Source organism: Streptomyces griseofuscus (assembly GCF_014673495.1).
GTDB classification, from domain to species: Bacteria; Actinomycetota; Actinomycetes; order Streptomycetales; family Streptomycetaceae; genus Streptomyces; species Streptomyces murinus.
The window spans coordinates 4,628,613-4,655,219 of record NZ_CP051006.1 but is presented as its reverse complement, the minus strand read 5'-3'; the positions used below and the strand labels follow the sequence as shown (position 1 = coordinate 4,655,219).

Here is a 26,607-nt window from a genome sequence, read left to right as displayed (position 1 = left end):
TTCATTTGGGAAGCCGGAAACGGACGCGTACGGGGCACAACGTGGGAGCGTGGGGTTCGCACCGCCGGTTCTGCCGCCGGGCCCCCGGACAACGACCCCCGGAAGCACGTATACGAGAGGGAACCCTGATGCGGGACGCGTACCACGAGGAACTGGACTCGATCGGCGACGGTCTGGTGGAGATGGCCCGGCTGGTCGGCTCGGCGATCGGACGCGCCACGACCGCCATGCTGGACGCCGATCTCAAGCTCGCCGAGAGCGTGATCGAGGCGGACCAGAAGGTCGACGAGCTCCAGCACGGCCTGGAGGCCCGGGCGATAGCCCTGCTGGCCCGGCAGCAGCCGGTGGCGACGGACCTGCGCATCGTCGTCACGTCGCTGCGCATGTCGGCCGACCTGGAGCGCTCCGGCGACCTCGCCCAGCATGTGGCGAAGCTGACCCGGCTGCGTTTCCCGCAGCGTGCCGTCCCGCAGGACCTGCACGCGACCATCCTGGAGATGGGCCAGCTCGCGCAGCGTCTGATGGCGAAGGCCGCCGAGGTCATCGTGACCAAGGACGTCGACCTCGCGCTCCAGCTGGAGCAGGACGACGACGAGATGGACCTGCTGCACCGCACCCTCTTCCAGCACCTCATCGACGACCGCTGGAAGCACGGCATCGAGACGGCCGTGGACGTCACCCTGCTCGGCCGCTACTACGAGCGCTACGCCGACCACGCGGTCGCCGTCGCCAAGCGGGTGGTGTACCTGGTGACCGGTGAGCACGCGGACGAGATCCAGTCGGACATCCAGCCGGTGACGGGGGTGGAGGGGGCGTAACCCTGGCCGGGCGGGCTCGGCCGGGGCTCGGGTGAGGGTGGGCCCGGGGCGGGGTGGGATCGGGTCCGCGTGGGCCCGGGTCGGGGTGGGCTCGGGCGGGGGCTCGGCGCGGGTGCCGGGCCTGGCCCAAGTGCCGGGTTCGGTACGGTCGTTGGAGTGACGGTCCGCGATGCGGCGGCCGGGTGCCGGAGACCAGGCAGCAGGGACCAGGGACCAAGTTCCGTCGGCGAGGAGCCGGGACGGGACGACGGGTCATGTACGACGCCTCCGTGCGCCGTTGATGCGCCCGGTCGGTTGGGCATGAAATGGGTGAGGGCATGCCTGCCCCGGCAACTAGGCCCCGGCGTCTAGGAGGGACCCATGACCGACTCCCCCAGCACCACCCCCGACCCCACGCAGGAGCGCGAGACCGAGCAGCCCGCGGAGATCAGGGGGCTGCCGCTGATCGCCGCGTGCGGCTGTGGTTCCGGCTGCGGCTGCGGCTGCCAGTCGGGCGCGCCCTGCCAGTGCGGCTGACGGCAGAGCCGTCGTAGGGCCGGTGCGAACTCCCTTCGCACCGGCCCTTTCCGCGTGCCGTGACGCTCGTACGACCGGATTCAGCCGCAGCAGTCCGACGGCGCGGCCGGTGCGGTGGCCCGCGGGGCGCAGCAGCCGTCGGCCGCGGCCTCGGGGCGGACCTCGGGGTGGGCTTCGGGGCGGACCTCGGGGTCGGCGCTCCTGCCGAGGGTGTCGGCGTCGGCCTTAACGACGTACACCTCCCACGGCTCCTTGCCGGGGCCGTGCACCCACACCTTGTCCTGGAGGGCGTAGCAGCAGGAGGTGTCGTTCTCCTCGAAGGTGGCCAGGCCGGCGTCCTTGAGGCGGGCGGTGGCGGCGCTCACCTGACCGGTGGACTCGACCTCGATGCCCAGGTGGTCCAGCCGGGTCTCCTCGCCGGGGCCGCCCTCGATCAGGACGAGCTTGAGCGGGGGCTCGGTGATGGCGAAGTTGGCATATCCCTCCCGCCGCTTGGCCGGTTCGGTGCCGAACAGCTTCGAGTAGAAGGCGACCGACGCCTCCAGGTCGGGAACACGCAGGGCGAGTTGAGCACGGGACATGGTGGAACTCCCATCCGGTTGCGTTCGGCGCCCACGACCTCCACGACGCCTGAATCGATAACTGTCGATGCAAGATTGCGCGCTGCATCGAAGCCTGTCAACATAGACACATGTCGAATCAAGACCTGGTGCTGCTCGACCAGACCGACGGAACCGCGGGAACCTCCGGAACCTCCAGCGCTTCCGGAACCGCCGACGTCTCCGGAAGCGCCGACTGCTGCCCCGGACTGCTCACCGCTCCCCTGGACGGGGACCAGGCCGCGGAGCTGGCGAAGGTGTTCAAGGCGCTCGGCGATCCCGTCCGGCTGCGCCTGCTGTCGATGATCGCCTCACGGGCGGGCGGCGAGGTCTGCGTCTGCGACCTCACCCCGGCCTTCGACCTGTCCCAGCCGACGGTCTCGCACCATCTGAAGCTGCTGCGCGAAGCCGGTCTGATCGACTGCGAGCGGCGCGGCACCTGGGTCTACTACTGGCTGGTCCAGGAGATGACCGACCGCCTGGCGGCCATCCTGACGCGCCCCACCGGCGCGCCCGCCCCCGACGGCGCCGCTTCATGACCACCCCCGCGCCCACCCCCGTGACCGCCCTCGCGACCGAGGGGAACGTGGCGGGGCGGCTCTCCTTCGTCGACCGCTACCTGGCGCTGTGGATCCTCGCCGCGATGGCCGCCGGGCTCGGCCTCGGCCGCCTGGTCCCGGGCCTGGGCGGCGCGCTGGCCGAGGTGACCGTGACCGGGGTGTCCCTGCCGATCGCCCTGGGCCTGCTCGTGATGATGTATCCGGTGCTGGCCAAGGTCCGCTACGACCGCCTCGGCACCGTCACCCGCGACCGCCGTCTGCTGGTGCCGTCCCTGCTGCTCAACTGGGTCGTCGGCCCGGCACTGATGTTCGCGCTCGCGTGGCTGTTCCTGCCGGATCTGCCCGCCTACCGCACCGGACTGATCATCGTGGGCCTGGCGCGCTGCATCGCCATGGTGATCATCTGGAACGACCTGGCCTGCGGCCACCGCGAGGCCGCCGCCGTCCTGGTCGCCCTGAACTCCGTCTTCCAGGTCATCGCGTTCGCGGCGCTCGGCTGGTTCTACCTGTCCGTGCTCCCCGGCTGGCTGGGCCTGGCCCGGACGGACCTCGACGTGTCGACATGGCAGATCGCCCGCAGCGTCCTCATCTTCCTCGGCATCCCCCTGGCCGCCGGCTACCTCACCCGCCGGATCGGCGAGCGGACCAAGGGCCGTACCTGGTACGAGTCCCGGCTCCTCCCCCGTATCGGCCCGTTCGCCCTCTACGGCCTCCTCTTCACGATCGTCCTTCTCTTCGCCCTGCAAGGCGACGCCATCACGTCGAGCCCCCTGGACGTCGCCCGTATCGCGGTGCCGCTGCTGGTCTACTTCGCCGTCATGTGGGCGGGCTCGATGGCCTTGGCCCGTGTCATCGGCCTGGACTATCCGCGCGCCACGACGCTGGCCTTCACCGCCGCGGGCAACAACTTCGAGCTGGCCATCGCCGTCGCGATCGCCACCTTCGGCGCCTCCTCCGGCCAGGCCCTCGCCGGTGTCGTCGGCCCCCTGATCGAGGTACCGGCCCTGATCGCCCTCGTCCACGTCGCGCTGCGCACCCGCCGCCACTTCACCGCTCAGGAAGCCCCCACCCGTGCCTGACCTGCCCTCCGTCCTCTTCGTCTGCGTCCACAACGCCGGCCGCTCCCAGATGGCCGCCGCCTTCCTCACCCACCTGGCGGGCGACCACGTCCAGGTCCGCTCGGCCGGCTCCGCCCCCGCCGCCACGGTCAACCCGGCCGTCGTGGCGGCGATGGCGGAGGCGGGCATCGACATCTCGGCCGAGATCCCCAAGGTGCTCACGGTCGACGCCGTCCGGTCCTCCGACGTGGTCATCACCATGGGCTGCGGCGACACCTGCCCGGTCTTCCCGGGCAAGCGCTACCTCGACTGGCAGCTGCCGGACCCGGCCGGCCAGGGCGTCGCAGCGGTGCGCCCGATCCGCGACGAGATCGAACGCCGGGTCCGGGACCTGCTCACCGAGCTCACGCAGACGTCGTAACGGCGCTTCCGGGACCTACGCCCGCTTGAACCCGTGACTCCGCTCCACCTTCGCCACATGCAGCGTGTAGCTCTGATACCACTCGGCTCGCCCACGCTCCTGCGCCGCACGGTGCTCGGCATTGCTCCGCCACTGGGTGAGGGCCTCCGCGTCACGGAAGTACCCGACGGTGATGGACAACCCCCCAGGAGTCTGCGCGTGGTCCGCCCCCAGATACCCGGGGACCTCCTTCACCAGGTCCTCCATGCGCGCGTTGGTCTCGCCGTAGCCGCTCCGGTCCTCGGTCGGGACCGCGGTGAACACGGCGACGTAGTACGGCGGTTCGAAGGCCTCGACAGGCGCGACAGCCGCCTCTGATTGATCACTCATGACGTCACTGTGCGTCAGTCCCGGCCCAGCGATCCAGGGTCTTTCCCGAACGGGATCCATAGGGGATCCGACTCTTGACCAAAGAGCCGGGCGTCCCCTCGGAAGCTGAACGATGCGGTCCACATAGACCGCCTTTGGCCCCTGCCGAGCCACCTCGAACGGCCCAGCCATGGCTCACGTGGACGACGTCAGTTACCGGACGCGGCCCGCCATCGCTCGGTGACGCGCCCTTCTTCCATGTGCCACCATTCCTTGGCCACGCCGTGCCTGAGCAGCTTTTGGACCTTGGCGAAGTCGGCGGCGGGCGGGACGTCCAGGGCGGCCATGCCGAACCTCTCGATGCCCTCTCCATCGACACCGAGCTCTTTGAACGCGTTGATCACGCTCTGCCGCGCAGCTCCCGAGCCGCTGTCTCGGAGCACGATGAGGCGAATGGTGCAGTTGTCGGAGCGCCGCACCACCTCGCCGGCCCATCGCACGCCCTCCTCATCGGGCTCGGTGACCACGACGTCCCCACAGGCGATGCCACGTACGACCATGGGATGTTGTCGAGCCGTGCGGTGCCGTCACCCTGATCGACCGCCCACAGACTCTCCACCGCCGCCGGGGGCCAGTCGCTCTCGATCCAAGCCGGAAGTGCACCTTCACGTACGGGCCCTCCGGGTTCGTCATGGCGCCCACAATGCACTGTCCTGCCGCACCGGTTCAGAGGCACCTCTGTTCTGCTTCAACCGCAGGCACCGGGGCAGGGCCCGCAGTGGACCATGCCGCAAAAATGCCCCCGATCTGCGCCATACGCGCAGGTCGGGGGCATGATCACGAAACTTACTTCTTCTTGCCCTGGTTCTTGACCGCCTCGATCGCCGCCGCGGCCGCGGCCGGGTCGAGGTACTTGCCGCCCGGGGTGACGGGCTTGAAGTCGGAGTCGAGGTCGTAGGCGAGGGGGATGCCCGTGGGGATGTTCAGGCCCGCGATGTCGGCGTCGGAGATGCCGTCAAGGTGCTTGACCAGGGCGCGCAGGGAGTTGCCGTGGGCGGCGACGAGGACCGTGCGGCCGGTCAGGAGGTCCGGGACGATCGCGTCGTACCAGTAGGGGAGCATCCGGACGACGACGTCCTTCAGGCACTCGGTCCTCGGGCGCAGCTCCGGCGGGAGGGTCGCGTAGCGCGCGTCGTCGAACTGGGAGAACTCCGAGTCGTCCGGCAGCGGCGGCGGCGGGGTGTCGTACGAGCGGCGCCAGAGCATGAACTGCTCCTCGCCGAACTCGGCCAGCGTGGCGGCCTTGTGCTTGCCCTGGAGGGCGCCGTAGTGGCGCTCGTTCAGGCGCCAGCTGCGGTGGACCGGGATCCAGTGGCGGTCCGCGGCCTCAAGGGCCAGCTGGGCGGTGCGGATCGCGCGCTTCTGGAGGGACGTGTGGACCACGTCGGGCAGGAGGTCGGCGTCCTTCAGGAGTTCGCCACCGCGGACTGCCTCCTTCTCGCCCTTCTCGTTCAGGTTGACGTCCACCCAGCCGGTGAACAGGTTCTTCGCGTTCCACTCGCTCTCGCCGTGGCGGAGGAGGATCAGCTTGTACGGTGCGTCGGCCATGCCTCAGAGCGTAATCGACGGCCCCCGGGCGCCGACGCGGGCGACCGGTGGGCGGGATGGGGAGGAGGGCGGGGAGGGAGCGGTGAGGGGGCGGTGAGGGGAGCGCCCGCTCGGCGGCGGTTAATCCGTTGGTCGATGTCAGACCCTCTGAGTAAGTTGTGCAAGCACCATCAGGCACTTACCGATCCAGCATCGGTCACTTACCGCTCCAGGGGGTCCCCTCATGCCCGCCGCCCGTCTCGGACGCGCTGCCAGGGAAGCCGTGTCCGGGCTCCCCCGTGAGTTCTGGTGGCTGTGGACCAGCACCCTCGTCAACCGGCTCGGCGCCTTCGTGGCCACCTTCATGGCCCTCTACCTCACCCTCGACCGCGGCTACTCCGCCTCGTACGCCGGGCTCGTCGCCGCCCTGCTCGGGCTGGGCGGGGTCGTCTCCGCCCTCCTGGGCGGGGTGATGGCCGACCGCATCGGGCGGCGGCCCACCCTGCTCGTCGCCCAGTCGGCCACCGCCGCCTCCGTCGCGCTGCTCGGGTTCATGACCGACCCGGTCGCCATCGCCGGTGTCGCCTTCCTCGTCGGCATGGCGTCCAACGCCTCCCGGCCGGCCGTGCAGGCGATGATGGCCGACATCGTGCGGCCCGAGGACCGGGTGCGGGCCTTCTCGCTCAACTACTGGGCCATCAACCTCGGGTTCGCCGTCTCCGCCGCGGCCGCCGGCTTCATCGCCGAGTTCAGCTATCTCGCCGGGTTCCTGATCGAGGCCGGTATGACGGCCGTCTGCGCGCTCGTCGTCTTCCTGAAGGTGCCCGAGTCACGGCCCAGCGCCCCGGTCCACAAGGACGAGCCCCAGGTCAGCCTCGGCACCGTGCTGCGCGACGGGCGCTACATGGCCGTCGTCGGGCTGTCCTTCCTCGTCGCCCTGATCTTCCTGCAAGGCGATGTCGCCCTGCCGGTCGCCATGGGCCGCGCCGGGTTCACGCCCGCCGACTACGGCCTCGCCATCGCCGTCAACGGCGTCCTGATCGTCGCCCTCCAGATCCCCGTCACCCGGTTCATCGAGCACCGCGACCCGCGCACCCTGCTCGTCGTCTCCTCGCTCCTCGCCGGGTACGGCTTCGGGCTCACCGCCTTCGCCGGGTCCGTCGGTGTCTTCATGGCCACCGTCTGCGTGTGGACGCTCGCCGAGATCGTCAACGCGCCGACCCAGACCGGTCTCGTCGTCCGCCTCTCCCCCGTCCACGGCCGCGGCCGCTACCAGGGCATGTACAGCCTGTCCTGGTCCGTCGCCGCCCTGGTCGCGCCGCTGATGTCCGGGCAGGTCATCGACCGGTTCGGGGCGAAGTGGCTGTGGGGCGGCTGCGCCGTCCTGGGGATGGTCGCCGGGCTCGGCTACGCCCTGCTGATGCGCGGACTGGAGGTCGGCAAAGGCGCGGACAGCCCCGTGGTCGCCGCCGGTGACACCGCTCCGGAGCCCGCCCCGGCCGCGTGACCGGGGTCACATTCAGCCCTGTCACATTCCTCGCGTCCGCTCCGTCCATGAGGTGTAGCCAGCAACGAGCATGACGACCCACACAGGAGCGCATCACCATGGACGCCCGTCTGAACCTGATGACCAACCCCGTCGCCGGCAAGTTCCTCAAGTACGTCAACTCGGCCGGGAAGGTGCTGTCGGACTCCACCCTCCCGGCCGCGACGCAGGAGCTGGTGAAGCTCCGGGCCAGCCAGATCAACGGCTGCGGGTTCTGCACCGACATGCACAGCAAGGACGCCGAGGCCGCCGGGGAGAGCACGCAGCGGCTCCATCTGGTCGCCGCCTGGCGCGAGGCCACGGTGTTCACGGAGGCCGAGCGCGCCGCGCTGGAGCTCACCGAGCAGGGCACCCGGATCGCGGACGCGGCCGGCGGGGTCACCGACGAGGCCTGGGCGGAGGCCGCCCGGCACTACGACGAGGAGCAGCTCACCGCCCTCGTCGGCCTGATCGCCGTCATCAACCTGTACAACCGCGTGAACGTCATCGTCCGGCAGCCCGCGGGCGACTACCAGCCCGGCATGTTCGACTGACCGCGGCGGACCGTGGCGGAGGGGAGGCGGTCGGTACGGGGGTCCGGCCGCACCTCCCCTGGCCGCACCCGCTGAAGGGGGCGCGCGTGCGTCAGGGATGCATGCGCGCCCCCTTCAGCACCTTGTCCACCCCGCCCCGCGGGCCGTACACCGCGAGCCCGACCGGATCCAGATCGGCCGTCGGTACGGCGCGCACCGCCGCGCGGTTGTCGCGGTCGTTGCCGGTGGCGAACAGGTCCGCGGTGAACACCGCGCAGGGCAGGGCCCGGCCGAGCGCCCGCCCGTGAGCCGCGCGCAGGGTCTCCTTCTCGCCCTCGAAGACCAGCACCGGCTGCCGGAACATGGGCAGGTAGCGGGCGCCGTCCGCGTCCTCGTAGGGCTCGCCGACCACCTCGGGCAGCGTCGCGCCGAGGCCGCTGACCAGGAACGCGGTGACGTTCAGCCGCTGCCAGGAGGCCAGGTCGGCGCGCAGCAGTACGGCGATCTTGGTGTCGAACCGGATGGGCTCGGCGGGTTCGAAGGGGACCGGGGCGGGGGTCGAGGTGCTCATGGGACGAGACTGCCGATCCCGGCACGGCGGCGTCTTGTACGTTGTTTGCATGGCCATGAACAGGGCCACGAGCAGCTCCGCGAACGGGTCCGCGCGCGGAGCCCCGGGCGAGGAAGTGACCGCGTGGCGCCCCCGGGTGCCGGGCGTCACCGAGGTCTTCCACGCCCATTTCACCGAGTACGCCTACCCGATGCATGTCCATGACGCGTGGACGCTGCTCATCGTGGACGACGGTGCGGTCCGCTACGACCTCGACCGGCACGCGCACGGCACCCCGCTCGACACGGTCAGCCTGCTGCCCCCGCATGTGCCGCACAACGGGTCCCCCGCGACCCCCGGCGGCTTCCGCAAGCGGGTCGTCTACCTCGACAGCAGCCGGCTCGGCGAGGAGCTGATCGGGGCGGCCGTCGACGATCCCGATCTGCGCGACCCCGTGCTGCGGCTGCGGGTCGGACAGCTGCACGCGGCTCTCGCCCGGCCCGGCGACGAACTGGAGGCGGAGAGCAGGCTGACCCTCGTCGGGGAGCGGCTGCGGGGGCATCTGCGACGGCGCGTCGAGCCGTCGAGCCCGCGCCGGGATCCGCGACTCGCCCGCAAGCTCAGGGAGTTGCTGGACTCCCGGCTCACCGACGGCATCTCGCTGACGGAGGCGTCCGGGCTGCTGGGCGCCCATCCCGCCCATCTCGTACGGGCGTTCAGCGGTGCGTACGGCATCGCGCCGCACCAGTATCTGATGTCACGTCGGGTCGGCCGGGCCCGCCGGCTGCTGCTGGACGGGCTGCCGCCGGGCGAGGTGGCGGCCCTGACCGGGTTCTACGACCAGGCCCATCTCACCCGCCACTTCCGGAAGTTGGTCGGAGTGCCGCCTGGCCGCTATCGGAGCGGGGCGCACCGGACGCCGTAGCCCGCACGGCCCACTCGGCCGGGTGCCGCGCCCCTTCCGGTGGCTCACTCGGCCGGGCGCTCGATGAGGTGCTTGAAGGCGTCCAGGTTGCGGGTGGGCTCGCCGCGGGAGACGCGCCAGGCGTACTCCTTGCGGATGGAGGTCGCGAAGCCCAGCTCCAGCAGGGAGTTGAAGGCGCCGTCGGCCGCCTCCAGGACCTGTCCGAGGAGGCGGTCGATCTCGTCGGGGGTGACGGAGGCGAGCGGGAGGCGAGCGGTGACGTAGACGTCGCCGAGGCGGTCGACGGCGTAACTCACGCCGTACAGCTTGAGGTTGCGCTCCAGGAGCCAGCGGTGGACGCCCGACTCGTTCTCGTCGGGGTGGCGCACGACGAAGGCGTTGAGCGAGAGGGAGTGCCGGCCGACGAGGAAGGAGACGGTCGTGGACAGCTTGTGGGTGCCGGGCAGCTTGACCACGTAGGTCCCCCTCTCGGGGTTCTCCCACTCCAGTTCGGCGTCCTGGAAGACGGCCGCCAGGACCTGCCCTGCCTTCTCGACATCACCCATGGTGGGAGCGTACGCGACGGCGGTACGACTGGGTCGCGGCCGTGTAGACGTCGGCGGTCGCCGCGGCCGCCGCGTCCCAGCCGAAGGACCGGGCGTGCCGGGCGGCGGCGTCGCCCATGCGCGCGGTGAGGGCCTGCTCGTCGGCGAACCGGGCGAGGACGCGCGCGTAGTCGGCCGGTTCGTGCCCCTCGACCAGGAAGCCGGTCTCGCCGTCGCGCACCGCCACCGGCAGCCCGCCGACCGAGGCGGCGAGCACCGGGGTGCCGGCCGCCTGCGCCTCGATGGCGACCAGCCCGAAGGACTCGCTGTAGGACGGCATGACCAGCACGGACGCGGCCCGGAACCAGTCCGCGAGCTGCTCCTGGCCGACGGGCGGGCGGAACCGTACGACATCCGCGATGCCGAGCCGGGCGGCCAGCTTCTGGAGCCCCTCGGGCTTGGCGAGGCCGCTGCCGCTGGGGCCGCCGACGACCGGCACGAGGATCTTGGAGCGCAGCTCGGGGCGCTCGTCGAGAAGGACGGCGACCGCGCGCAGCAGCACGTCCGGGGCCTTCAGGGGCTGTATGCGGCCCGCGAAGAGGGGGATCAGGGCGTCCTGGGGCAGGCCGAGGCGGGCGCGGGCGGCGGCCCGGCCGTCGGCGGGGCGGAAGCGCTCCAGATTGACGCCGGGGTGGACGACGGCGACCGCGCCGGGGTCGGCGTCGTAGTGCCGGACCAGTTCACCGGCCTCGTCGTCGGTGTTGGCGATCAGCCGGTCGGCGGCGGCGACGATCTGGGTCTCGCCGATGACCCGGGCGGCGGGCTCGGGGCGGTCGCCCGCGGCCAGATTGGCGTTCTTGACCTTGGCCATGGTGTGCATGGCGTGCACCAGGGGGACGCCCCAGCGCTGGGCGGCGAGCCAGCCGACATGGCCGGAGAGCCAGTAGTGGGAGTGGACCAGGTCGTAGTAGCCGGGGCGGTGGCCGGCCCAGGCCTGCATCACGCCGTGCGTGAAGGCGCACAGCTGGGCGGGCAGCTCCTCCTTGGCGAGGCCCTCGTAGGGGCCCGCGTCGACGTGCCGGACCAGGACGCCGGGGGCGAGCTGGACGGTGGGCGGCAGATCGCCCGCGGTGGCCCGGGTGAAGACCTCCACCTCGATGCCGATCGCGGCGAGCCGCTGGGCCAGCTCCACGATGTAGACGTTCATACCGCCCGCGTCGCCGGTACCGGGCTGGTGCAGGGGAGAGGTGTGCACGGAGAGCATCGCGACCCTGCGGGGCCTGCGGAGCAGCCGTAGCCGGGGCGCGGCGGACGGGGAGCGGCGCCCGAGCCTGCTGGCGTACTGGCTCACGTGGCGGTCCTCCTTGCTGCGGGCATGCCGGACGGAGGACTCGCCTGCGCCCTCCAAGGGGGTGCAACAGCGGGCGGGGTGCCGGCCATTTCCGGAACAAGCCGCTTTACCGAATCATTACCTTTATTGGCTCAACCCGGTCTCCGGCCTGTCCCGTCCCCGACCCCCTTTACCCTCGTACTCATGGCAACCCGCGCATCCGCCCGCCGTCCCGTGGGGACCGTGACGCGCGGCACCACCAACCCCAACCGGCTGCGCCGCATGGACCGCTGGATCGCGGCCGTCCACGGCGCCGAGCTGCGCCGCGCCGCCGAGCCGGTCGCCGTCGACCTCGGGTACGGCGCCGCCCCCTGGACCGCCGTGGAACTGCTCGGCAGGCTGCGCACCGCCGCCCCCCGCACCCGGGTCGTCGGCATCGAGATCGAGCCGGAGCGGGTCGCGGCGGCGCAGCCGTACGAGCGCGAGGGGCTGGTCTTCCGGCACGGCGGCTTCGAGGTCCCGGTACCCGGACGGCCACTGCTGATCCGCGCGGCGAACGTGCTGCGCCAGTACGACGAGGACCAGGTCGCCGCCGTCTGGGAGCGGCTGTGCGCGCGGCTGGCCCCGGCGGGCGACGGCTCGCGCGGGGGGCTGCTGGTCGAGGGGACCTGCGACGAGATCGGGCGGCGGCACGTCTGGGTGGCGCTCGGGCCCGAGGGGCCGCGGACCGTCACCTTCGCCACCCGGCTCGGCTCCCTGGACCGCCCCTCCGACCTCGCCGAACGGCTGCCGAAGGCGCTGATCCACCGCAATGTCCCGGGCGAGCCGGTGCACACCTTCCTGCGCGACTTCGACCGCGCCTGGGCGGCGGCCGCGCCGTACGCCGCGTACGGGGCCCGGCAGCGCTGGCTGCGCACGGTGCGCGCCCTCACCGCGGACTGGCCGGTGACGGACGCGCCGGCCCGCTGGCGGCAGGGTGAAGTGACGGTGGCGTGGGGGGCGTTGGCGCCGCAGGGCTGATCGCCGGCCGGAACGGTTGAAACCACCCCTTCGGGTGGCGGGCAACGGAACGATCTCCGGGCGCCGTTCGTCACATGGGCGAGGTGATCGCCGCCATGGCCGGGTGTGGGGGAAATCGGACTTTCCTCATGGCCTCTGTCGCTTTGCGCGCGGCCGTGGCACGATCCCTCAGGCGTTCGTAAGTTACTGACGGTAAATCAGCTGGGGGGTAGATATGGGTACGGGCAAGCGCGGTCTGCTCGCGGCCGCCCTGACCGTGGTCTGCGCGGTGGCCGTACTCGCGGCCCCCGGGACGGCGCTCGCCGCGCCTGCACCCCCGCAGGACACCGGTCCGGCGGCCGGCACGAGCCCGAAACCCCTGCCGGACAAGGACCTTGAGCAGGTCCGCGAGAAGCTGGACAAGCTCTACCACGACGCGGCCGTGGCCACCGACGCGTACAACGCGGCGGAGGAGAAGACGAAGAAGCAGTCCGCCGAGCTCGTCTCGCTGGCCAAGAAGATCGTGGCCGGGCAGCGCAAGCTCGCCCAGCTCAAGGACCAGGCGGGCGCGGCGGCCCGGGAGCAGTACCGCACCGGAGGGGTGCCGCCCACCGCCCAGTTCCTGCTCAGCGACGACCCGGACCAGTTCCTGGACGGCGCCGGTCTGGTCCTCCAGAGCCAGCAGGCGGCCAACCATCTGATCGGCGAACGCACCGACACCCAGCAGCAGTTGCAGGACTACGCCTCCGACGCGGCCGCCCAGTGGAAGAAGCTGGACACCGACCGCAAGGCCAAGGCGAGCGCCAAGAAGAAGATCCAGCAGCAGATCGACGCCGCGAAGAAGCTGGAGTCGTCGCTGGAGGAGAAGCAGCGGCAGCGGCTCGCGCAGCTGGAGCAGAAGGCCGCGCTGAAGGCGCAGACCGCCTGGCTGGACACCGGCATCCTCGACCGGATCCACGGCAAGGCGTCCGCGGCGGGCGAGAAGGCCGTGGCCTTCGCCACCGCCCAGCTCGGCAAGCCGTATGTATGGGGCGCCGCGGGCCCGGACTCCTTCGACTGCTCGGGGCTGACCTCCCAGGCATGGGCCGCGGCCGGCCGCCCCATCCCGCGCACCTCCCAGGAGCAGTGGAAGCAGCTCAAGCACATCGACGTCAAGGACATGCGGCCCGGCGACCTCGTCATCTACTTCGACGACGCCAGCCATGTCGCCCTGTACATAGGGGACGGCGCGATCATCCAGGCGCCGCGTCCGGGGCGCTCGGTGACGGTCGCGGGCGCGGGTTCGATGCCGATCCTGGGGGTCGTACGACCTGACGCGTGAGGCCGTCGGGCCGCTCGGGGCGGGGGCGTCGGCCGCCCGCGGCGGGGGGTGTGAGGCGCGTCGCGTGACCTGCGTTATACGGCTTTCGCCCCGGTGACGCGGGTCATGTGACCCACTCCACCGCCAACCCCCGTGCAAACCGGGGCAGGACGTGAGCTTCGTCATCCCCGGAGGCCCCGCGCGCTGTCCAACTGCGGTACGGAAAGCGGCATATGACGGTGGCCTGCGCCAGAGCGACGCGGCTCACACCATTCCATCGAGGTGGCCCCACCCGCTAGGGTCACCCGTCGGTGGGTCGAGACCCTCGACACCGCCGTGCCCTCGGGGGGAGGGAAGGAACCCAGACGATGCCCGTACCCGTACCGCGGCAGAGAGCGATCCCGGCCGTGGAGAGTGGTCAGGCGCAGGCCGCCGGCGCCGTCGGCGGCCCCCTCAAGGAAGAGGCCCACCGCGACGCCGCGCCCACGAGCGGCGCCACTCTCACCCTGCTGCTGATCGAGGACGACCCGGTCGGCTCGCCGATCGTGCCCGAACTGCTGGACTCGGCCGGCAAGCCGGTCCGGGTCCGCACCGCCCGCAACCTCACCGAGGCCGAGCGGCTGCTCACCGATGACGTTCACTGCATCCTGCTGGACCTGGCGCTGCCCGCGCCGGGCGGCAGCGACACCGACGACGAGCTGGCCGTGCTGCACCACGTCCTCCAGCTCGCGCCCCGGCATGCCGTGCTGGCCCTGACCGGCTCCGGCGACGCCGAGCGCGGCGCGGAGGCGGTGCGCGTCGGCGCGCAGGACTACCTCGTCCGGGACGAGCTGGACAGCCGGCTGCTCAGCCGCGCCGTCCGGTACGCGGTGGAGCGGAAACGATCCGACACCGCGGAGCGCCGGCTCACCGAGAGCCGGCTGCGGGCGCAGGAGAACCGGCGCCTGGAGCGGGGACTGCTGCCCACGCCGCTGCTCGACGGCTCCTCGCTGCGATTCGCCGCCCGGTACCGTCCGGGCCGCTCGCGCGCGCTGCTCGGCGGCGACTTCTACGACGCCGTGCGCACCCCCGACGGCACGGTGCACGCCATGATCGGCGATGTCTGCGGGCACGGCCCGGACGAGGCGGCGCTCGGCGTGGAGCTGCGGATCGCCTGGCGGGCGCTCACCCTCGCGGGGCTGTGCGGCGACGAGCTGCTGGGCACCCTCCAGGAGGTGCTGGAGCACGAGCGCCCGGACGAGGAGATCTTCGCGACGCTGTGCACGGTGGACATCGCGCCCGACGGCCGCCACGCGGGCCTGTGTCTGGCCGGCCATCCGGCACCGCTGCTGGTGCGCCCCGGCGTACCGGCGCGGCTGCTGCCGTACGACAACAACGGCCCCGCCCTCGGGATGCTGCCCGGGGCGCGCTGGTCGCGGATGCAGGTGGAGCTGGGCGCCGAGTGGAGCCTGATGCTCTACACCGACGGGCTGATCGAGGGGCGCGTCGGGGCCGGCGGGGAGCGGCTCGGCCAGGACGGCATGGTGGAGATGATCCGCCGCCAGCTCGCCGAGGGCCTGCGGGGCGAGGAGCTGCTGCGGGCCGCGGTGCAGGAGGTGCGCCGGCTCAACGAGGGCGAGCTGGCGGACGACGTGGCGGTCGTCCTGCTGGACCGGACGGCGTAGGCCGGTACCCGGGGGGACCGGACGGCGTAGGCCGCCGGTACCCGGGGGGCGGCCCGCCGACCGCGGTGGTGCTAGCGGCCGCCGTTGTACGGCCCGTACGGACCGTCGCTGCTGCTGCCGCGGCGACGGCCGTAGCCTCCGCCGCCCGTGACGTGCTTGAGCGCGGGGCGTACGTCCACGATGTAGACGATGCTGGCCACGGCGCCGGCGATCGGCAGGATGGCCAGGACCGAGAAGATCACGCTGGCGACCAGGGCAAGGCCCAGGATGATCAGCCAGAAGACCTTGTTCTGCTTGTCGGCCGCGCGGAAGGCGTCCTCGCGCCGCACCGCGGCGTCGACGAGCGCGAACGCGGCCAGGGCCATGAGGACGATCTTCAGGATCCCCATGAACCCCGCGAAGCCCAACATCAGCATGCTTGCCACCGCCCCTGTTCCGCCGCTCGGTCCCTACGCCGCAACCGTACCCATAGAACGGGCGGAACGGGCCGGACACCCCAAAGATGCCCGGCCCGCCGCCGCCCGCGCGGTCACTTGGCCGGCGGGGTGGGCTTCTTCGTGGTGGAGTTCCTGCGGACGGTCGGGGCGGCCTTCCGGGCGGCGGCCTTCTTCTCCGCGGCGGCCTCGGGCGTGGCGACCTTGGGCCGGCCGGCCTCGTCCTTGACCTCGACGGGCTCCGCCTTGCCCTCGACGGCGATGGCCAGTTCCTCGATGTCCTCGGCGGCCTCGCCGCGCCAGGTCTTCACGGCCGCCTCGCCGTGCTCGGCGACCTTCTCGTAGGTCTCGCGGGCCTTGACGGCGTACTCGGCGGCGACGCCCACGCCGCGCAGGGCGAGGTCCTGGGCCTGCTCGCCGAGCTTCTTCAGGTCGACGTCGAAGCCGCCGATCAGCTCGGTGACCTTGGTCTGAAGGGTCTCCTGGGCCTCCTTGGCCCGGGCGGTGGCCTTCTCCTGGACGGCCTTCGGGTCGGTGCCGCGCACCTTCTCGATCCGGGCCGGGGCCTCGGCGCGCAGCTGCTCGACCAGCGCGGGCACCTTCTTGGCCTGCTGGAGGGCGAGGTCGGCGGTACCGGCGGCGAAGTAGAGCGGAGTCGGGTCGCTGAGGGTCTTGCGCAGGTCGTCGGTGATGGCCATGGTGATCAGGTCCTCCCGGATCTCGCGTTCGGCTGAGGTGGTGTGGTTCGCGGTGGGCGCCCGGTGCCCTGGTCCGGCGTCAGCCGGCCGTCCGCCGCGAGCCTGCATCGTCGTCGTCCGTTCCCTGCTCCGTGCCGTCCGCGTCCGCGGGTTCGCCGGCCCCGAATCCGTTCTCCTTGCGGAAGGACTCGTAGATCTGGAGCAGCACCTGCTTCTGCCGCTCGTTGAGCGAGGGATCGGCGAGGATGACGGCGCGCGTCTCCACGTCGTCCCGGTCCCGCTCGGCGTCGAGGATGCCGGCGCGGACGTACAGCGTCTCGGCGGAGATCCGCAGGGCCTTGGCGACCTGCTGCAACACCTCCGCGCTCGGCTTGCGCAGCCCGCGCTCGATCTGGCTCAGATACGGATTGGACACCCCGGCCGCCTCGGCGAGCTGCCGCAGCGACAGCTGGGCGTTTCGCCGCTGTTCGCGCAGGTACTCACCGAGATTGCCGACGTTCAGCGATGCCATGCCTCCACCATGCCCCACCTCCGCTAACAATTGCAAGCAGGCGCTTGCAATAGTGTGCCGGGTGTCGGGGACGGCCGGCGGCGTTGTCGGTGGGCTCTGCCAGGGTGTGCGGCGTGGCTGAACTGGTGGAGCGTGTCGACGGTCGGGATCGCGTGCTGGGGGTGGTCAGCCGTCGGGAGGCCGTCCGGGAGGGGTGGCTGCATCGGGTCGCCGTGACGGTGTGCCGTGATGGGCGTGGCCGGGTCCTCGTCCACCGGCGGTCGGAGCGGCTGTCGCGCTTCCCCGGGCTCCATGAGGTCGTGGTCGGTGGCGCGGTGAAGGCCGGCGAGTCCTACGAACAGGCCGCCGCGCGGGAGCTGGCCGAAGAGCTGGGCATCCGTGCGCTGCCGCGCCTGCTGTTCACGTTCGTCAACCGCAGCGGCCTGAGCCCGCACTGGCTCGGCGTGCACGAGGCCGTGGTGCCGGACGCCGTGGTCCCCGATCCCGCCGAGGTCGCCTGGCACGGCCGGCTGACCGAGCCGGAACTGCGGTCGGCCCTGCAGGAGTGGCGCTTCACCCCCGACAGCCACGAAGTCTTCGGCCGCTATCTCGCCTTCCGGACCGCGCGACTCTCGCCGCCGAGCAGCGAGACGGGTCAGTGATGCCGGGCGGAACCAGGGGAGGGCGGCTTTCGGGTGGCGAGCAGGAGCGGTTGCGGGAGGTGCTGGGGCGCAATGCGGTGTTGGTCGAGGTGCTGGGCAGGGCCGCGGGGATGGGGTTGCCCGGGTGGTACCTGACGGCAGGGTGTCTGTTTCAGACGGTGTGGAATGCGATGACCGGGAGGCCTGCGCCTCTGGTACGGGCGGAAGTCCGGGGTGCCCTGTCCGCCGTACCGGTCGGTGGAGGGCGCCATCGACTCGTTCGCGGCGACGGCCCGCTGTCTGGGGGTGCGGCTGGAGACCGGTGGGGAGTGGGTCCTCTATGCGCCGTGCGGGCTCGACGATGTGTTCAGCCTTGTTCTGCGGCCCCATCCGGTGCTCGCGCCGCGGGAGGTGTACGAGGCCAAGGCGGCGCGGTGGGCGGGGGAATGGCCGGAGCTCACGGTGTTGCCGTGGAGCGGGTGAGGAAGGCGGCGATCAGGGGGGCGATCCGGGGCAGGTGGTCCTCCAGGGCGAAGTGGCCCGTGTCGAACAGGTGGAGTTCGGCGGTGGGCAGGTCGCGCAGGTAGGCGCGGGCGCCGGGGGTGAGGAAGAAGGGGTCGCCGGTTCCCCAGGTGATCAGGGTCGGGGGCCGGTGCTCGCGCAGCCATGCCTGCCATGCGGGGTACGCGGCGACGTTGTTCTTGTAGTCGTAGAACAGCGCGCGCTGCGCCTCGCGGCGGCCCGGCAGGTCCAGGAAGTGCTGGTCGAGCAGCCAGCCCTCGGGGGCGATCAGCTCGGGGTCGGCGGTGCCGCCCTCGTACTGGGCGCGGACCGAATCGGGGCTGAGCAGGTCGAGTACGGCCTGCTCGGCGCCCGGGGCGTCGGGGGCGAGCTCGGTGAACGCCCGGGCCGCGTCCGACAGCCCCTCCTCGTACGCGTTGCCGTTCTGCACGACCAGCCCCGCGATCCGCTCCGGATGCCGTAGCGCCAGACGGAAGCCGACCGGGGCGCCGAAGTCGAAGAGGTACATCGCGAAACGGGTCAGCCCCAGGCGCTCGGTGAAGCCCTCGACGATGTCGGCGAGCCGGTCGAAGGAGTAGGTGAACCCGTCCGGGACCACGGTGTGCCCGGAGCCCGGGTAGTCCGGGGCGATCAGCCGGTAGTCGGCGCCGAGGGTGTCGATCAGCCGGCGGAACTGATGCGAGGCCGACGGGAAGCCGTGCAGGAGCAGCAGCACCGGGGCGTCGGCCCGCTCGGGCAGGGACTCCCGGTAGAAGACGTCCACCCCGTCGACCTCGACGAAGCGGTGGGCGGTCCGGGACGGGAGGGGGAGAGTACTCACGGCGTCAGACATTTCACATGCCTCTTTCAAGAAGAGATGCATTAGACAGTACGCACAGCCAGTGAAACCCCACCGGACTAATGTGTCAAACGGTGGAGTTAGCATTAGGCGCATGTCTGAGAGCGAACCGCTGACCGGCGAGGCCCTGGCCCTGGATCTGGTCAACACCCGTCCGCTGAGTGGCGACGGCCGGGTGGATCTGCTCGGCACGCCCCGGCAGCTGTCCCGGTGGCTGGAGCTGGAGGCGGACCGGCTGAAGGAGGGCCACGCGGAGGAGGGCGAGGAGCCGGGGGTCGGTGATCTGGTTCCCGTGCACGCCGTACGGGGGCACACCGAGGCCGTCGTACGGGCGCTGCTGGACGCGGCCGAGCCCCCCGCCGCCGCCCTGCGCGGGCTCACCGAGGCCCAGCGGGCCGCGCCGGCCGCGCGGGAACTCGGCTGGGACGGTACGACCGTCACGGCCGTCCCCCGCCGCACCGGCCCGCTCGGTGTCCGGGTGGCCGCGGCCCTGGCCGAGGCCGCGGTCGAGCTGCTCACCGACCCGGCGATCGGCAGGCTCAAGGAGTGCGAGGCGGACGGCTGTGTGATGGTCTTCCTGCCCTCGCACCCCCGCCGCCGCTGGTGCTCCCCCGCCCGCTGCGGCAACCGGGCCCGGGTCGCCCGTTACTACCAGCGGCACAGCGCGGCGCGGGAGCCCCGGCGCTGAGGCGGGTCAACTTCCCTGTGGGCTCCGCATGTTCCGCACCTGCGGGGAGAGCAGTGCCGCCGCCGTCGCCAGGGTGATCAGTGCCGCGCAGCCCGCGAGCGCCCGTCCCGTGCCCACCGCCGTCGCCGTGGGGCCCGCCACCAGGAGGCCCAGCGGGGCGAAGGAGAGGGAGCCGAACCAGTCGTAGGAGCTGACCCGGGACAGGGCGTGCTCGGGGACCTCGCGGTGGATGGTCGTGGCCCACAGGACGCCGAAGACATCGCTCGCGAGACCCGAGGCGAACATCGCGAGGACGATCGCCCAGAGCGGGGCCGCGAGCGCCAGCAGGGCGACCGGAACGGCGGCCGGGAAGGTGCACAGGACGGCCACGAGGAGGGGGCGGGAGACCCGTACCCGGGCGGCCAGGCCCGCGCCCGCGACGGTGCCGATCGCCTGGGCGGCCACGATCACCGACCACGACCGCGCGCCGCCCAGGTGCTGTGTGGCCATCAGCGGCCCCAGGACCCCCGCGTTGGCGTTGAGCGCGGCGACCACGAGGGCGTACTGCGCGACCACCACCCACAGCCACTGCCGGGAGGCGAACTCCCGCCAGCCCTCCTTCAGTTCGGTCCAGCCGGAGGAGCTGCCGCGCGGGCGCCTTGGCACCCGCAGCCGGGCCGTCAGAGCCGCGCTGACCACGAAGGAGACGGCGTTCAGCGCGAGCGCCCAGCCCGCGCCCACCGCCCCCACCGTCACGCCGGACAGGGACAGGCCCAGCAGCAGGGAGGTGTTGGTGCCCATCCGCAGCAGACCGTTGGCGCGCTGGAGGCGGTCCTTGGGGACGAGGAGCGGGACGAGGCCCTCGGAGGCGGGCGCGAACAGGGCCGTCGCGGTGCCGGCCAGGACGGCGAGGGCGCACAGCGCGGGCAGCGGGGCCACGCCCGTCAGCACCATCGCGGCCAGCGCGCCGTACGCCCCCGCCCCGAGCACATCGGCCAGGGCCATCAGCGCCGAGCGGGACATCCGGTCCGCGATCACCCCACCCACCAGCACGAACAGCAGCTGCGGCAGCGCCTGACAGGCCAGGACGAGCGACAGCCGGCCGGGGCTCGCGCCGGGCAGCGCGAGCACGGCGAAGGCGAGGGCCACACGGGCGAAGCCGTTGCCCAGCACGGAGACGACCCGTGCGCCGAGGAGGAGGGTGAAGCGGGTGTCCCGCCACAGCGGTACGGCGGTCTCGTCCGGGAGGGGTTTGCTCGAAGACAGCGTCACGGGCGCGCAGCTTAGGGGCGGCCGGGAGGGCACACGCCGGAACCGGTCAGAATCGAAGAAGCGGTTCTTCCGCGCCCCCGGCTACCGTGGCCCGCATGGACGCCGCCAATGCCGCCCCCGCCGCCGACAGCCATGACCTGATCCGGGTGCACGGAGCCCGCGAGAACAACCTCAAGGACGTCAGCGTCGAGATCCCCAAGCGCCGGCTGACGGTGTTCACCGGGGTGTCCGGCTCCGGCAAGAGCTCGCTGGTGTTCGACACCATCGCCGCGGAGTCGCAGCGGCTGATCAACGAGACGTACAGCGCGTTCGTGCAGGGCTTCATGCCCTCGCTCGCGCGGCCCGAGGTGGACGTCCTGGACGGGCTGACCACCGCGATCATCGTGGACCAGCAGCGGATGGGCGCCGACCCGCGCTCCACCGTCGGCACCGCCACCGACGCGGGCGCCATGCTGCGCATCCTCTTCAGCCGGCTCGGCACCCCGCACCTCGGCTCGCCCAAGGCGTTCTCCTTCAACGTGGCCTCGATCAGCGGCGCCGGCGCGGTCACCGTGGAGCGGGCCGGGCGGCAGGTCAAGGAGCGGCGCAGCTTCAGCATCACGGGCGGCATGTGCCCGCGCTGCGAGGGCCGGGGCACCGTCACCGACCTCGACCTCACCCAGCTGTACGACGAGGGCAAGTCGCTGAACGAGGGCGCGCTGACCGTGCCCGGTTACAAGGCGGGCGGCTGGAACCACCGCCTGTACGCCGAGTCCGGCCTGATGGATCCGGACAAGCCGATCCGCTCGTACACCAAGCGGGAGCTGGCCGACTTCCTGCACCGCGAGCCGACCCGGATGAAGATCGCCGGGATCAACATGACCTACGAGGGTCTGATCCCGCGCATCCAGCGGTCGATGCTGGCCAAGGACCGGGAGGGGATGCAGCCGCACATCCGGGAGTTCGTGGACCGGGCGGTCACCTTCACGGTGTGTCCGGACTGCGACGGCACCCGGCTGACCGAGGCGGCCCGCTCCTCGAAGATCGCGGGGATCAGCATCGCGGACGCGTGTGCGATGCAGATCAGCGATCTGGCCGCCTGGGTACGGGAGTTGACCGAGCCGTCCGTCGCGCCGCTGCTGGACTCGCTGCGGGGCACCCTCGACTCGTTCGTGGAGATCGGCCTCGGCTATCTCTCGCTGGACCGGCCCTCGGGCACGCTGTCGGGCGGCGAGGCGCAGCGCGTGAAGATGATCCGGCACCTCGGCTCCTCGCTCACCGATGTGACGTACGTCTTCGACGAGCCCTCCGTCGGACTGCACCCGCACGACGTGCGGCGGATGAACGGCCTGCTGCTGCGGCTGCGCGACAAGGGCAACACGGTGCTCGTTGTGGAGCACAAGCCCGAGGTGATCGCGATCGCCGACCATGTGGTGGACCTCGGGCCCGGGGCGGGCACCGCGGGCGGCACGGTCTGCTACGAGGGCGACCTCGCGGGGCTGCGGACCGCGGGCACCCTCACCGGACGCCATCTGGACGACCGGGCCGCGCTGAAGAAGACGGTGCGCGAGCCCACCGGCGCGCTGGAGATCCGCGGTGCCACGACGCACAATCTGCGCGGTGTCGACGTGGACATCCCGCTCGGGGTGCTGACCGTGATCACCGGAGTGGCCGGGTCGGGGAAGAGTTCGCTGGTGCACGGGTCGATCCCGGCCGGGGAGCATGTCGTATCGGTCGACCAGGCGCCGATCCGCGGTTCGCGGCGCAGCAACCCGGCGACGTACACCGGGCTGCTGGACCCGATCCGCAAGGCGTTCGCCAAGGCCAACGGGGTCAAGCCCGCGCTGTTCAGCGCCAATTCGGAGGGCGCCTGCCCGAACTGCAACGGTGCGGGCGTCGTCTACACCGACCTGGCGATGATGGCCGGGGTGGCCACGACGTGCGAGGAGTGCGAGGGCAGGCGGTTCGAGGCGTCGGTGCTGCGGTACCGGCTCGGCGGGCGGGACATCAGCGAGGTGCTGGCGATGCCGGTGGCCGAGGCGGCGGAGTTCTTCGGCGCGGGCGAGGCGCACACCCCGGCGGCGCACCGGATCCTCGGCCGCCTCGCCGATGTCGGCCTCGGCTATCTCACCCTCGGGCAGCCGCTCACCACGCTGTCCGGCGGTGAACGGCAGCGGCTGAAGCTGGCCACGCACATGGCCGACAAGGGCGGCGTCTACGTCCTGGACGAGCCGACCACCGGACTCCATCTGGCCGATGTCGACCAACTCCTCGCGCTGCTCGACCGGTTGGTGGACTCCGGCAAGTCGGTCATCGTGGTGGAGCACCACCAGGCGGTCATGGCCCACGCCGACTGGATCATCGACCTCGGCCCGGGCGCCGGACACGACGGCGGTCGGATCGTCTTCGAGGGCACCCCGGCCGACCTGGTCGCGGCCCGCTCGACGCTCACCGGGGAGCATCTGGCGGAGTACGTGGGGGCGTGAGCCTCAGCGCGCCGCGAGCCACTCTTCGAGGACCCGGAAGTCGGCCTCCGTCAGGCCGTACCGGTGGTCCACCCAGTGCAGGAGCGCGGGCCCCGGGTGGTGTACGGCGACCCAGGCGCGGTCGGCCTCACCGATCTCGTCGTCCACCCAGACGAAGGGCCGTCCCGCGGCCCGGTCGACCAGCGGGCGGGTCTTCCAGTGCGGCGGACCGGGCGGTCCGTCCTCGTCCGGCCACCGCACGACGGGCAGCGCGGGCAGCCCAAGCCAGGGCGCGACCACGGCATTGGCCTCGTCCATCCAGGTGGTGGCCCACACCAGCTCGCAGCCCAGGGCGGCGAGACGGTGGCCGAGCGCCGGGTCGACACGGGTGAGCAAGGGGTGTTCGACGACGGGCACGGGCGGGCCCTCGTGGACCGGGTACGCGTGGTCCGCCGCCCCGAACGGGATGAGCGGGCCGTCGACATCGAGGAAGAGCAGCATCACCGTCCAGGATCGCCCCCGGGGCGACCGAAGGCGCCCTCTCACCTCACCCCTCGAACCCCCGCGCCTTCAGGATCTCCTCGATCCGCGTCCGGTGGGCCGACTCCCAGTCGTCCAGGGTCTCGGCCGCCTCCTCGGCCAGCTTGGCGCGGGCGGCGGTGAGGACGGCGGGGGCGCGGGTGGCAGGGACGGTGACCACGCCCTCCTCGTCGGCCACGACCACGTCGCCGGCCTCGATCCGTACGCCCCCGCAGCGCACGGGGAGGCCGAAGGGTGTCGCGATCTCCTTGACGCCCGGGATGGGCACGATGCCCCGGGCGAAGACGGGGAAGCCCAGGTCACGCACCTCGGCGAGATCGCGGATCACTCCGTCGGCGACGAAGGCGGCGATGCCGTGCCGCTGGGCCACGGCGCAGACGTTGCCGCCGGCCAGGGCGTACCGCAGGTCCCCGGACTCGACCACGATCACCGAGCCGGGGGCGGCCCGGTGGACGGCGGCGTGCAGCATGAGGTTGTCGCCGGGCGGGCAGCTCACGGTGAACGCCGGTCCGGCCACCCGGGGCACCGGCCCCCACAGCGGCCGTATCCCGATGTCCATGACCTGCTCCACCCCGAGCAGATCGGCGAGGGTGGTGGTGGGAATGTCCCGGTAGGCTTCGAAGTCCGGTACGTCATCGGCGTGTTCGGCGAGTTCGGTCATGTGCTGCACGCTACCCACCGCGCCCGCTCAGAACGGCAGTGGACGCCCGTGCACCACGTCCAGGCGAGACACCGCCCGGGTCAGCACCACGTACAGCCGGTGCGCGCCCCGCTCCTCCGCCTCGGCCACGGCGGCCGGTTCCACCGCGATGACATGGTCGTACTCCAGGCCCTTGGCCACGCTCGCGGGGACGAGGGTCAGCCGGGCGCCGAGGGCGTCGGGGGCGGCCGGATCGAGGCCCGCGTCGGTGAGGGCGCGGGCCACCGCGGGCACATCCGGGTCGGCCGCGATCACCCCGACCGAGCCCTCCCGGGTGAGGGCGCGGCGGGCGGCGGCGACCGTGGTGGCGAGGACGTCCTCGGCCGGGTGCAGGGTCAACTCCCCGTCGGCGCGCAGGGACCGGGCGGGCGGTACCGCCACCTCCAGACGGGCCAGCAGCCGGTTGGCCAGGCCGACGACCGCCGCCGGCACCCGGAACCCGGTGGTCAGCGACACCACCGCCGCGTCCGGCCGGCCGAGATGGCGCAGCTGTGCGGACCAGTCGCGGGCGGCCCATGGCGCGGTGCCCTGGGCGAGGTCGCCGAGGACGGTCAGCGAGCCGAAGACCGCCCGGCGGGCGATGGCCCGGCACTCCATCGGCGAGAGGTCCTGCGCCTCGTCCACCACGATGTGCCCGTAGCTCTCGGGGTGTTCGATCAGCCCGGACAGCTCGTCCAGCAGGACCAGGTCGGCGGCCGACCAGCGGGCGGACTTGAACGAGCGCGGCGGACGCGCCCACAACAGCGCCTCCTGCTCGCCGGGTTCCAGGAGCCCGCGCGCCGAACGCGCCAACGCCTCCTTGTCGGTGAGCAGTTGGGCCAGCACCTCCTCCGGGCGGACCTTCGGCCACACCAGGTCGAGCTGGGCGGTGAGCGGCCGGGCGTGCTCCATGCGCCGCACCCAGGCGGCCGGCAGCACCCCGGAGCGCCGTTCGGCGAGCGCGCGCAGTCGTCGTACCACCCGGGTGCGCACCCGCTCGCGGCCGACGGCGTACGGCGGCTCCTCGGCGCGCACCCCCCTCACGATCGCGGCGAGTTCGGCGGCGCGCACCCGCCAGCGGTAGGAGCCGTCGGGCACCGCGAGGTCGCTCACCCCGTCCGTGCTGACATGCGCGTACAGCGCCCGGCGCAGTACCTCGGCCAGGCGGGGGTCGTGCTTGAGGGCGGCCGTGGGCACCGGGTCGGTGCCGGTGACCGGGTGGCGGGCGATCTCGTCCAGCAGGGTGGACTGGCGCACGCCGCTCTCACCGAGCGCGGGCAGCACCTCGGAGATGTAGGCGAGGAAGGTGCGGTTGGGGCCGAGGATCAGCAGTCCGGCGCGCTGGAGCCGTTTGGGGTGGGTGTAGAGCAGGTACGCGGCGCGGTGCAGTCCGACGGCGGTCTTGCCGGTGCCGGGGGCGCCCTGCACACACACCGAGTCGGCGAGGGCGGCGCGTACGAGGTCGTCCTGCTCGGGCTGGATGGTGGCGGCGATGTCCCGCATGGGGCCGACACGGGGGCGCTCCAGCTCACGGGCGACGATGCCGTCCGGCCGGAGCGCCCCGGCCCCGGACCCGTCCTCCGAAGAACCGGCCCCCGGGAGGCCGGCCCCCGAGGGCTCGGCCCCGTCCCCCAGGTGCTCGTCCTCGAAGCCCGTGAGGTCCGCCGTGTCCCCGGTGCTGCCCGGCGCCCAGCCGAACCGCCGCCGTACCGCCACGCCCTGCGGATCACGGACGCTCGCCTGGTAGAAGGCGCGGGAGACGGGGGCCCGCCAGTCGACCACCAGGGGCGGGGCGGCGGGGCGCTCGGTGATGCGCAGCCGTCCGAGGTGGAAGGGGAGCCCGCCGTGCTCGGGGTGGTCGCGGGCGAAGTCCAGGCGGCCGAAGAACAGGGGCCCCGGCGGGAGTTCGCGCAGTGCCTTGGCCTGGCTGCGCAGCTGGTAGCCGAGGACCTCCGCGTCGGCGCCGGAGGCGGAGACGTCCTCGCCGATGACGACCTGCTCCGCGGCGCCCTCGATCATCGCGGCGAGAGCGGTCCGGCAGTCGTCGTGATGGGCGCGCTCGGCGCGCAGGGCGTCGGTGAGGGCGGGGCGTGACGTCATGCCACCCAGCGTACGACAAGTCATT

The 26,607-nt window shown here is 72.3% G+C and carries 28 protein-coding genes and 2 pseudogenes; 15 read left to right on the top strand and 15 right to left on the bottom strand.

Going from position 1 to position 26,607, the window contains the following annotated elements; translation table 11 throughout:
- The first annotated feature begins 128 nt into the window (after positions 1-128).
- Both phoU and HEP81_RS20820 read left to right on the top strand, forming a co-directional pair.
- Positions 129-818 (top strand): phosphate signaling complex protein PhoU, encoded by a 690-nt coding sequence (gene phoU / locus HEP81_RS20825; RefSeq protein WP_037653409.1) that lies wholly within the window; start codon positions 129-131, stop codon positions 816-818.
- A 360-nt stretch (positions 819-1,178) separates the two neighbouring features.
- Positions 1,179-1,334 (top strand): hypothetical protein, encoded by a 156-nt coding sequence (locus tag HEP81_RS20820; protein ID WP_164932557.1) that lies wholly within the window; start codon positions 1,179-1,181, stop codon positions 1,332-1,334.
- An 80-nt stretch (positions 1,335-1,414) separates the two neighbouring features.
- On the opposite strand, the gene HEP81_RS20815 is transcribed toward HEP81_RS20820, so the two are convergent.
- Entirely contained in the window at positions 1,415-1,915 is a 501-nt protein-coding gene (locus HEP81_RS20815; protein ID WP_037653410.1) for an ArsI/CadI family heavy metal resistance metalloenzyme, read from the bottom strand.
- 110 nt (positions 1,916-2,025) lie between these two features.
- Between HEP81_RS20815 and HEP81_RS20810 the strand changes: the two genes are divergently transcribed.
- The 3 genes from HEP81_RS20810 to HEP81_RS20800 are packed head-to-tail and all read left to right on the top strand — an operon-like array spanning position 2,026 to position 3,972.
- Positions 2,026-2,472 carry an ArsR/SmtB family transcription factor gene (locus HEP81_RS20810; RefSeq protein ID WP_037653411.1) on the top strand — a complete coding sequence of 149 codons (447 nt, stop codon included), beginning with the start codon at positions 2,026-2,028 and terminating at the stop codon, positions 2,470-2,472.
- Positions 2,469-3,572, top strand: a complete 1,104-nt coding sequence (gene arsB / locus HEP81_RS20805; RefSeq protein WP_051850000.1) for an ACR3 family arsenite efflux transporter — start codon at positions 2,469-2,471, stop codon at positions 3,570-3,572. The genes HEP81_RS20810 and arsB overlap by 4 nt, the downstream gene beginning before the upstream one ends.
- Positions 3,565-3,972, top strand: a complete 408-nt coding sequence (locus HEP81_RS20800; protein ID WP_037653412.1) for an arsenate reductase ArsC — start codon at positions 3,565-3,567, stop codon at positions 3,970-3,972. Before arsB ends, HEP81_RS20800 begins: the two co-directional genes overlap by 8 nt.
- 15 nt (positions 3,973-3,987) lie before the next feature.
- Here HEP81_RS20800 and HEP81_RS20795 read toward each other — a convergent pair whose 3' ends face one another.
- From HEP81_RS20795 to HEP81_RS20785, 3 genes and pseudogenes are all read right to left on the bottom strand, one after another.
- On the bottom strand, positions 3,988-4,341 hold the full coding sequence (locus HEP81_RS20795) for an antibiotic biosynthesis monooxygenase family protein (RefSeq protein WP_037653414.1): 354 nt from the start codon (positions 4,339-4,341) through the stop codon (positions 3,988-3,990).
- A gap of 188 nt (positions 4,342-4,529) precedes the next feature.
- Positions 4,530-5,013 (bottom strand): annotated as a pseudogene (locus HEP81_RS20790) (DUF4265 domain-containing protein).
- 153 nt (positions 5,014-5,166) lie between these two features.
- Positions 5,167-5,928 carry a phosphoglyceromutase gene (locus tag HEP81_RS20785; protein ID WP_037653415.1) on the bottom strand — a complete coding sequence of 254 codons (762 nt, stop codon included), beginning with the start codon at positions 5,926-5,928 and terminating at the stop codon, positions 5,167-5,169.
- Between the two features lie 223 nt (positions 5,929-6,151).
- Between HEP81_RS20785 and HEP81_RS20780 the strand changes: the two genes are divergently transcribed.
- Together HEP81_RS20780 and HEP81_RS20775 are read left to right on the top strand one after the other, a co-directional pair.
- Positions 6,152-7,414 carry an MDR family MFS transporter gene (locus HEP81_RS20780; protein ID WP_051850002.1) on the top strand — a complete coding sequence of 421 codons (1,263 nt, stop codon included), beginning with the start codon at positions 6,152-6,154 and terminating at the stop codon, positions 7,412-7,414.
- Positions 7,415-7,512: 98 nt separating this feature from the next.
- Positions 7,513-7,986 carry a carboxymuconolactone decarboxylase family protein gene (locus HEP81_RS20775; RefSeq protein WP_037653417.1) on the top strand — a complete coding sequence of 158 codons (474 nt, stop codon included), beginning with the start codon at positions 7,513-7,515 and terminating at the stop codon, positions 7,984-7,986.
- Positions 7,987-8,077: 91 nt separating this feature from the next.
- Here the strand turns inward: HEP81_RS20775 and HEP81_RS20770 are convergent, their stop codons facing one another.
- Positions 8,078-8,587 carry a DUF2000 domain-containing protein gene (locus HEP81_RS20770; RefSeq protein WP_037653523.1) on the bottom strand — a complete coding sequence of 170 codons (510 nt, stop codon included), beginning with the start codon at positions 8,585-8,587 and terminating at the stop codon, positions 8,078-8,080.
- 4 nt (positions 8,588-8,591) lie between these two features.
- Here HEP81_RS20770 and HEP81_RS20765 point away from each other — a divergent pair, with 4 nt between their 5' ends.
- The gene (locus HEP81_RS20765) at positions 8,592-9,440 is read left to right on the top strand and encodes a helix-turn-helix transcriptional regulator (RefSeq protein WP_051850012.1); all 849 of its coding nucleotides are present in this window, start codon (positions 8,592-8,594) and stop codon (positions 9,438-9,440) included.
- 44 nt (positions 9,441-9,484) lie between these two features.
- Here the strand turns inward: HEP81_RS20765 and HEP81_RS20760 are convergent, their stop codons facing one another.
- Together HEP81_RS20760 and mshA are read right to left on the bottom strand one after the other, a co-directional pair.
- Entirely contained in the window at positions 9,485-9,985 is a 501-nt protein-coding gene (locus tag HEP81_RS20760; protein WP_037653419.1) for a type III secretion system chaperone family protein, read from the bottom strand.
- The gene (mshA, locus tag HEP81_RS20755; protein ID WP_037653525.1) at positions 9,978-11,315 is read right to left on the bottom strand and encodes a D-inositol-3-phosphate glycosyltransferase; all 1,338 of its coding nucleotides are present in this window, start codon (positions 11,313-11,315) and stop codon (positions 9,978-9,980) included. The genes HEP81_RS20760 and mshA overlap by 8 nt, the downstream gene beginning before the upstream one ends.
- Before the next feature lie 183 nt (positions 11,316-11,498).
- Here mshA and HEP81_RS20750 point away from each other — a divergent pair, with 183 nt between their 5' ends.
- The 3 genes from HEP81_RS20750 (at position 11,499) to HEP81_RS20740 (ending at position 15,257) form a co-directional block, all read left to right on the top strand.
- Positions 11,499-12,314: an SAM-dependent methyltransferase gene (locus HEP81_RS20750; protein ID WP_078967233.1), complete on the top strand. Its 816-nt coding sequence runs from the start codon at positions 11,499-11,501 to the stop codon at positions 12,312-12,314.
- 214 nt (positions 12,315-12,528) lie between these two features.
- Positions 12,529-13,614, top strand: a complete 1,086-nt coding sequence (locus HEP81_RS20745) for a C40 family peptidase (RefSeq protein ID WP_037653421.1) — start codon at positions 12,529-12,531, stop codon at positions 13,612-13,614.
- A 347-nt stretch (positions 13,615-13,961) separates the two neighbouring features.
- Complete coding sequence (locus tag HEP81_RS20740) at positions 13,962-15,257, top strand: PP2C family protein-serine/threonine phosphatase (protein WP_037653423.1); 1,296 nt, start codon at positions 13,962-13,964, stop codon at positions 15,255-15,257.
- Between the two features lie 71 nt (positions 15,258-15,328).
- Here the strand turns inward: HEP81_RS20740 and HEP81_RS20735 are convergent, their stop codons facing one another.
- The 3 genes from HEP81_RS20735 to HEP81_RS20725 all read right to left on the bottom strand — a co-directional run bounded on the left by HEP81_RS20735 (position 15,329) and on the right by HEP81_RS20725 (position 16,900).
- Positions 15,329-15,673: a DUF2516 family protein gene (locus HEP81_RS20735; protein ID WP_037653424.1), complete on the bottom strand. Its 345-nt coding sequence runs from the start codon at positions 15,671-15,673 to the stop codon at positions 15,329-15,331.
- A 113-nt stretch (positions 15,674-15,786) separates the two neighbouring features.
- Positions 15,787-16,389, bottom strand: coding sequence for an ATP-grasp domain-containing protein (locus HEP81_RS20730; RefSeq protein ID WP_037653526.1), 603 nt, complete (start codon positions 16,387-16,389; stop codon positions 15,787-15,789).
- 79 nt (positions 16,390-16,468) lie between these two features.
- Positions 16,469-16,900: a helix-turn-helix domain-containing protein gene (locus HEP81_RS20725; protein WP_051850004.1), complete on the bottom strand. Its 432-nt coding sequence runs from the start codon at positions 16,898-16,900 to the stop codon at positions 16,469-16,471.
- Positions 16,901-17,004: 104 nt separating this feature from the next.
- On the opposite strand from HEP81_RS20725, the gene HEP81_RS20720 reads away from it, so the two are divergent.
- Both HEP81_RS20720 and HEP81_RS20715 read left to right on the top strand, forming a co-directional pair.
- A complete protein-coding gene (locus tag HEP81_RS20720) occupies positions 17,005-17,541 on the top strand; it encodes an NUDIX hydrolase (RefSeq protein WP_078967235.1) in 537 nt (178 codons plus the stop codon).
- Positions 17,541-18,003 (top strand): annotated as a pseudogene (locus HEP81_RS20715) (nucleotidyltransferase family protein). The gene HEP81_RS20720 and the pseudogene HEP81_RS20715 overlap by 1 nt, the downstream one beginning before the upstream one ends.
- On the opposite strand, the gene HEP81_RS20710 reads toward HEP81_RS20715, so the two are convergent.
- Complete coding sequence (locus HEP81_RS20710) at positions 17,978-18,862, bottom strand: alpha/beta fold hydrolase (protein ID WP_421673934.1); 885 nt, start codon at positions 18,860-18,862, stop codon at positions 17,978-17,980. The pseudogene HEP81_RS20715 and the gene HEP81_RS20710 overlap by 26 nt on opposite strands.
- A 112-nt stretch (positions 18,863-18,974) precedes the next feature.
- Between HEP81_RS20710 and HEP81_RS20705 the strand changes: the two genes are divergently transcribed.
- Positions 18,975-19,568, top strand: coding sequence for a CGNR zinc finger domain-containing protein (locus HEP81_RS20705; RefSeq protein WP_037653427.1), 594 nt, complete (start codon positions 18,975-18,977; stop codon positions 19,566-19,568).
- A 6-nt stretch (positions 19,569-19,574) separates the two neighbouring features.
- Here HEP81_RS20705 and HEP81_RS20700 read toward each other — a convergent pair whose 3' ends face one another.
- Positions 19,575-20,819, bottom strand: coding sequence for an MFS transporter (locus HEP81_RS20700; RefSeq protein WP_167739840.1), 1,245 nt, complete (start codon positions 20,817-20,819; stop codon positions 19,575-19,577).
- A gap of 95 nt (positions 20,820-20,914) precedes the next feature.
- Here HEP81_RS20700 and HEP81_RS20695 point away from each other — a divergent pair, with 95 nt between their 5' ends.
- On the top strand, positions 20,915-23,284 hold the full coding sequence (locus HEP81_RS20695) for an ATP-binding cassette domain-containing protein (protein ID WP_037653428.1): 2,370 nt from the start codon (positions 20,915-20,917) through the stop codon (positions 23,282-23,284).
- Between the two features lie 3 nt (positions 23,285-23,287).
- Here the strand turns inward: HEP81_RS20695 and HEP81_RS20690 are convergent, their stop codons facing one another.
- From HEP81_RS20690 to HEP81_RS20680, 3 genes are read right to left on the bottom strand one after another with little or no spacing between them, the layout of a single operon-like run.
- A complete protein-coding gene (locus HEP81_RS20690; RefSeq protein WP_037653429.1) occupies positions 23,288-23,764 on the bottom strand; it encodes an HAD domain-containing protein in 477 nt (158 codons plus the stop codon).
- A 46-nt stretch (positions 23,765-23,810) separates the two neighbouring features.
- The gene (locus HEP81_RS20685) at positions 23,811-24,464 is read right to left on the bottom strand and encodes an RraA family protein (RefSeq protein ID WP_051850015.1); all 654 of its coding nucleotides are present in this window, start codon (positions 24,462-24,464) and stop codon (positions 23,811-23,813) included.
- Between the two features lie 27 nt (positions 24,465-24,491).
- Complete coding sequence (locus HEP81_RS20680; protein WP_037653431.1) at positions 24,492-26,582, bottom strand: HelD family protein; 2,091 nt, start codon at positions 26,580-26,582, stop codon at positions 24,492-24,494.
- Between the last annotated feature and the right edge of the window lie 25 nt (positions 26,583-26,607).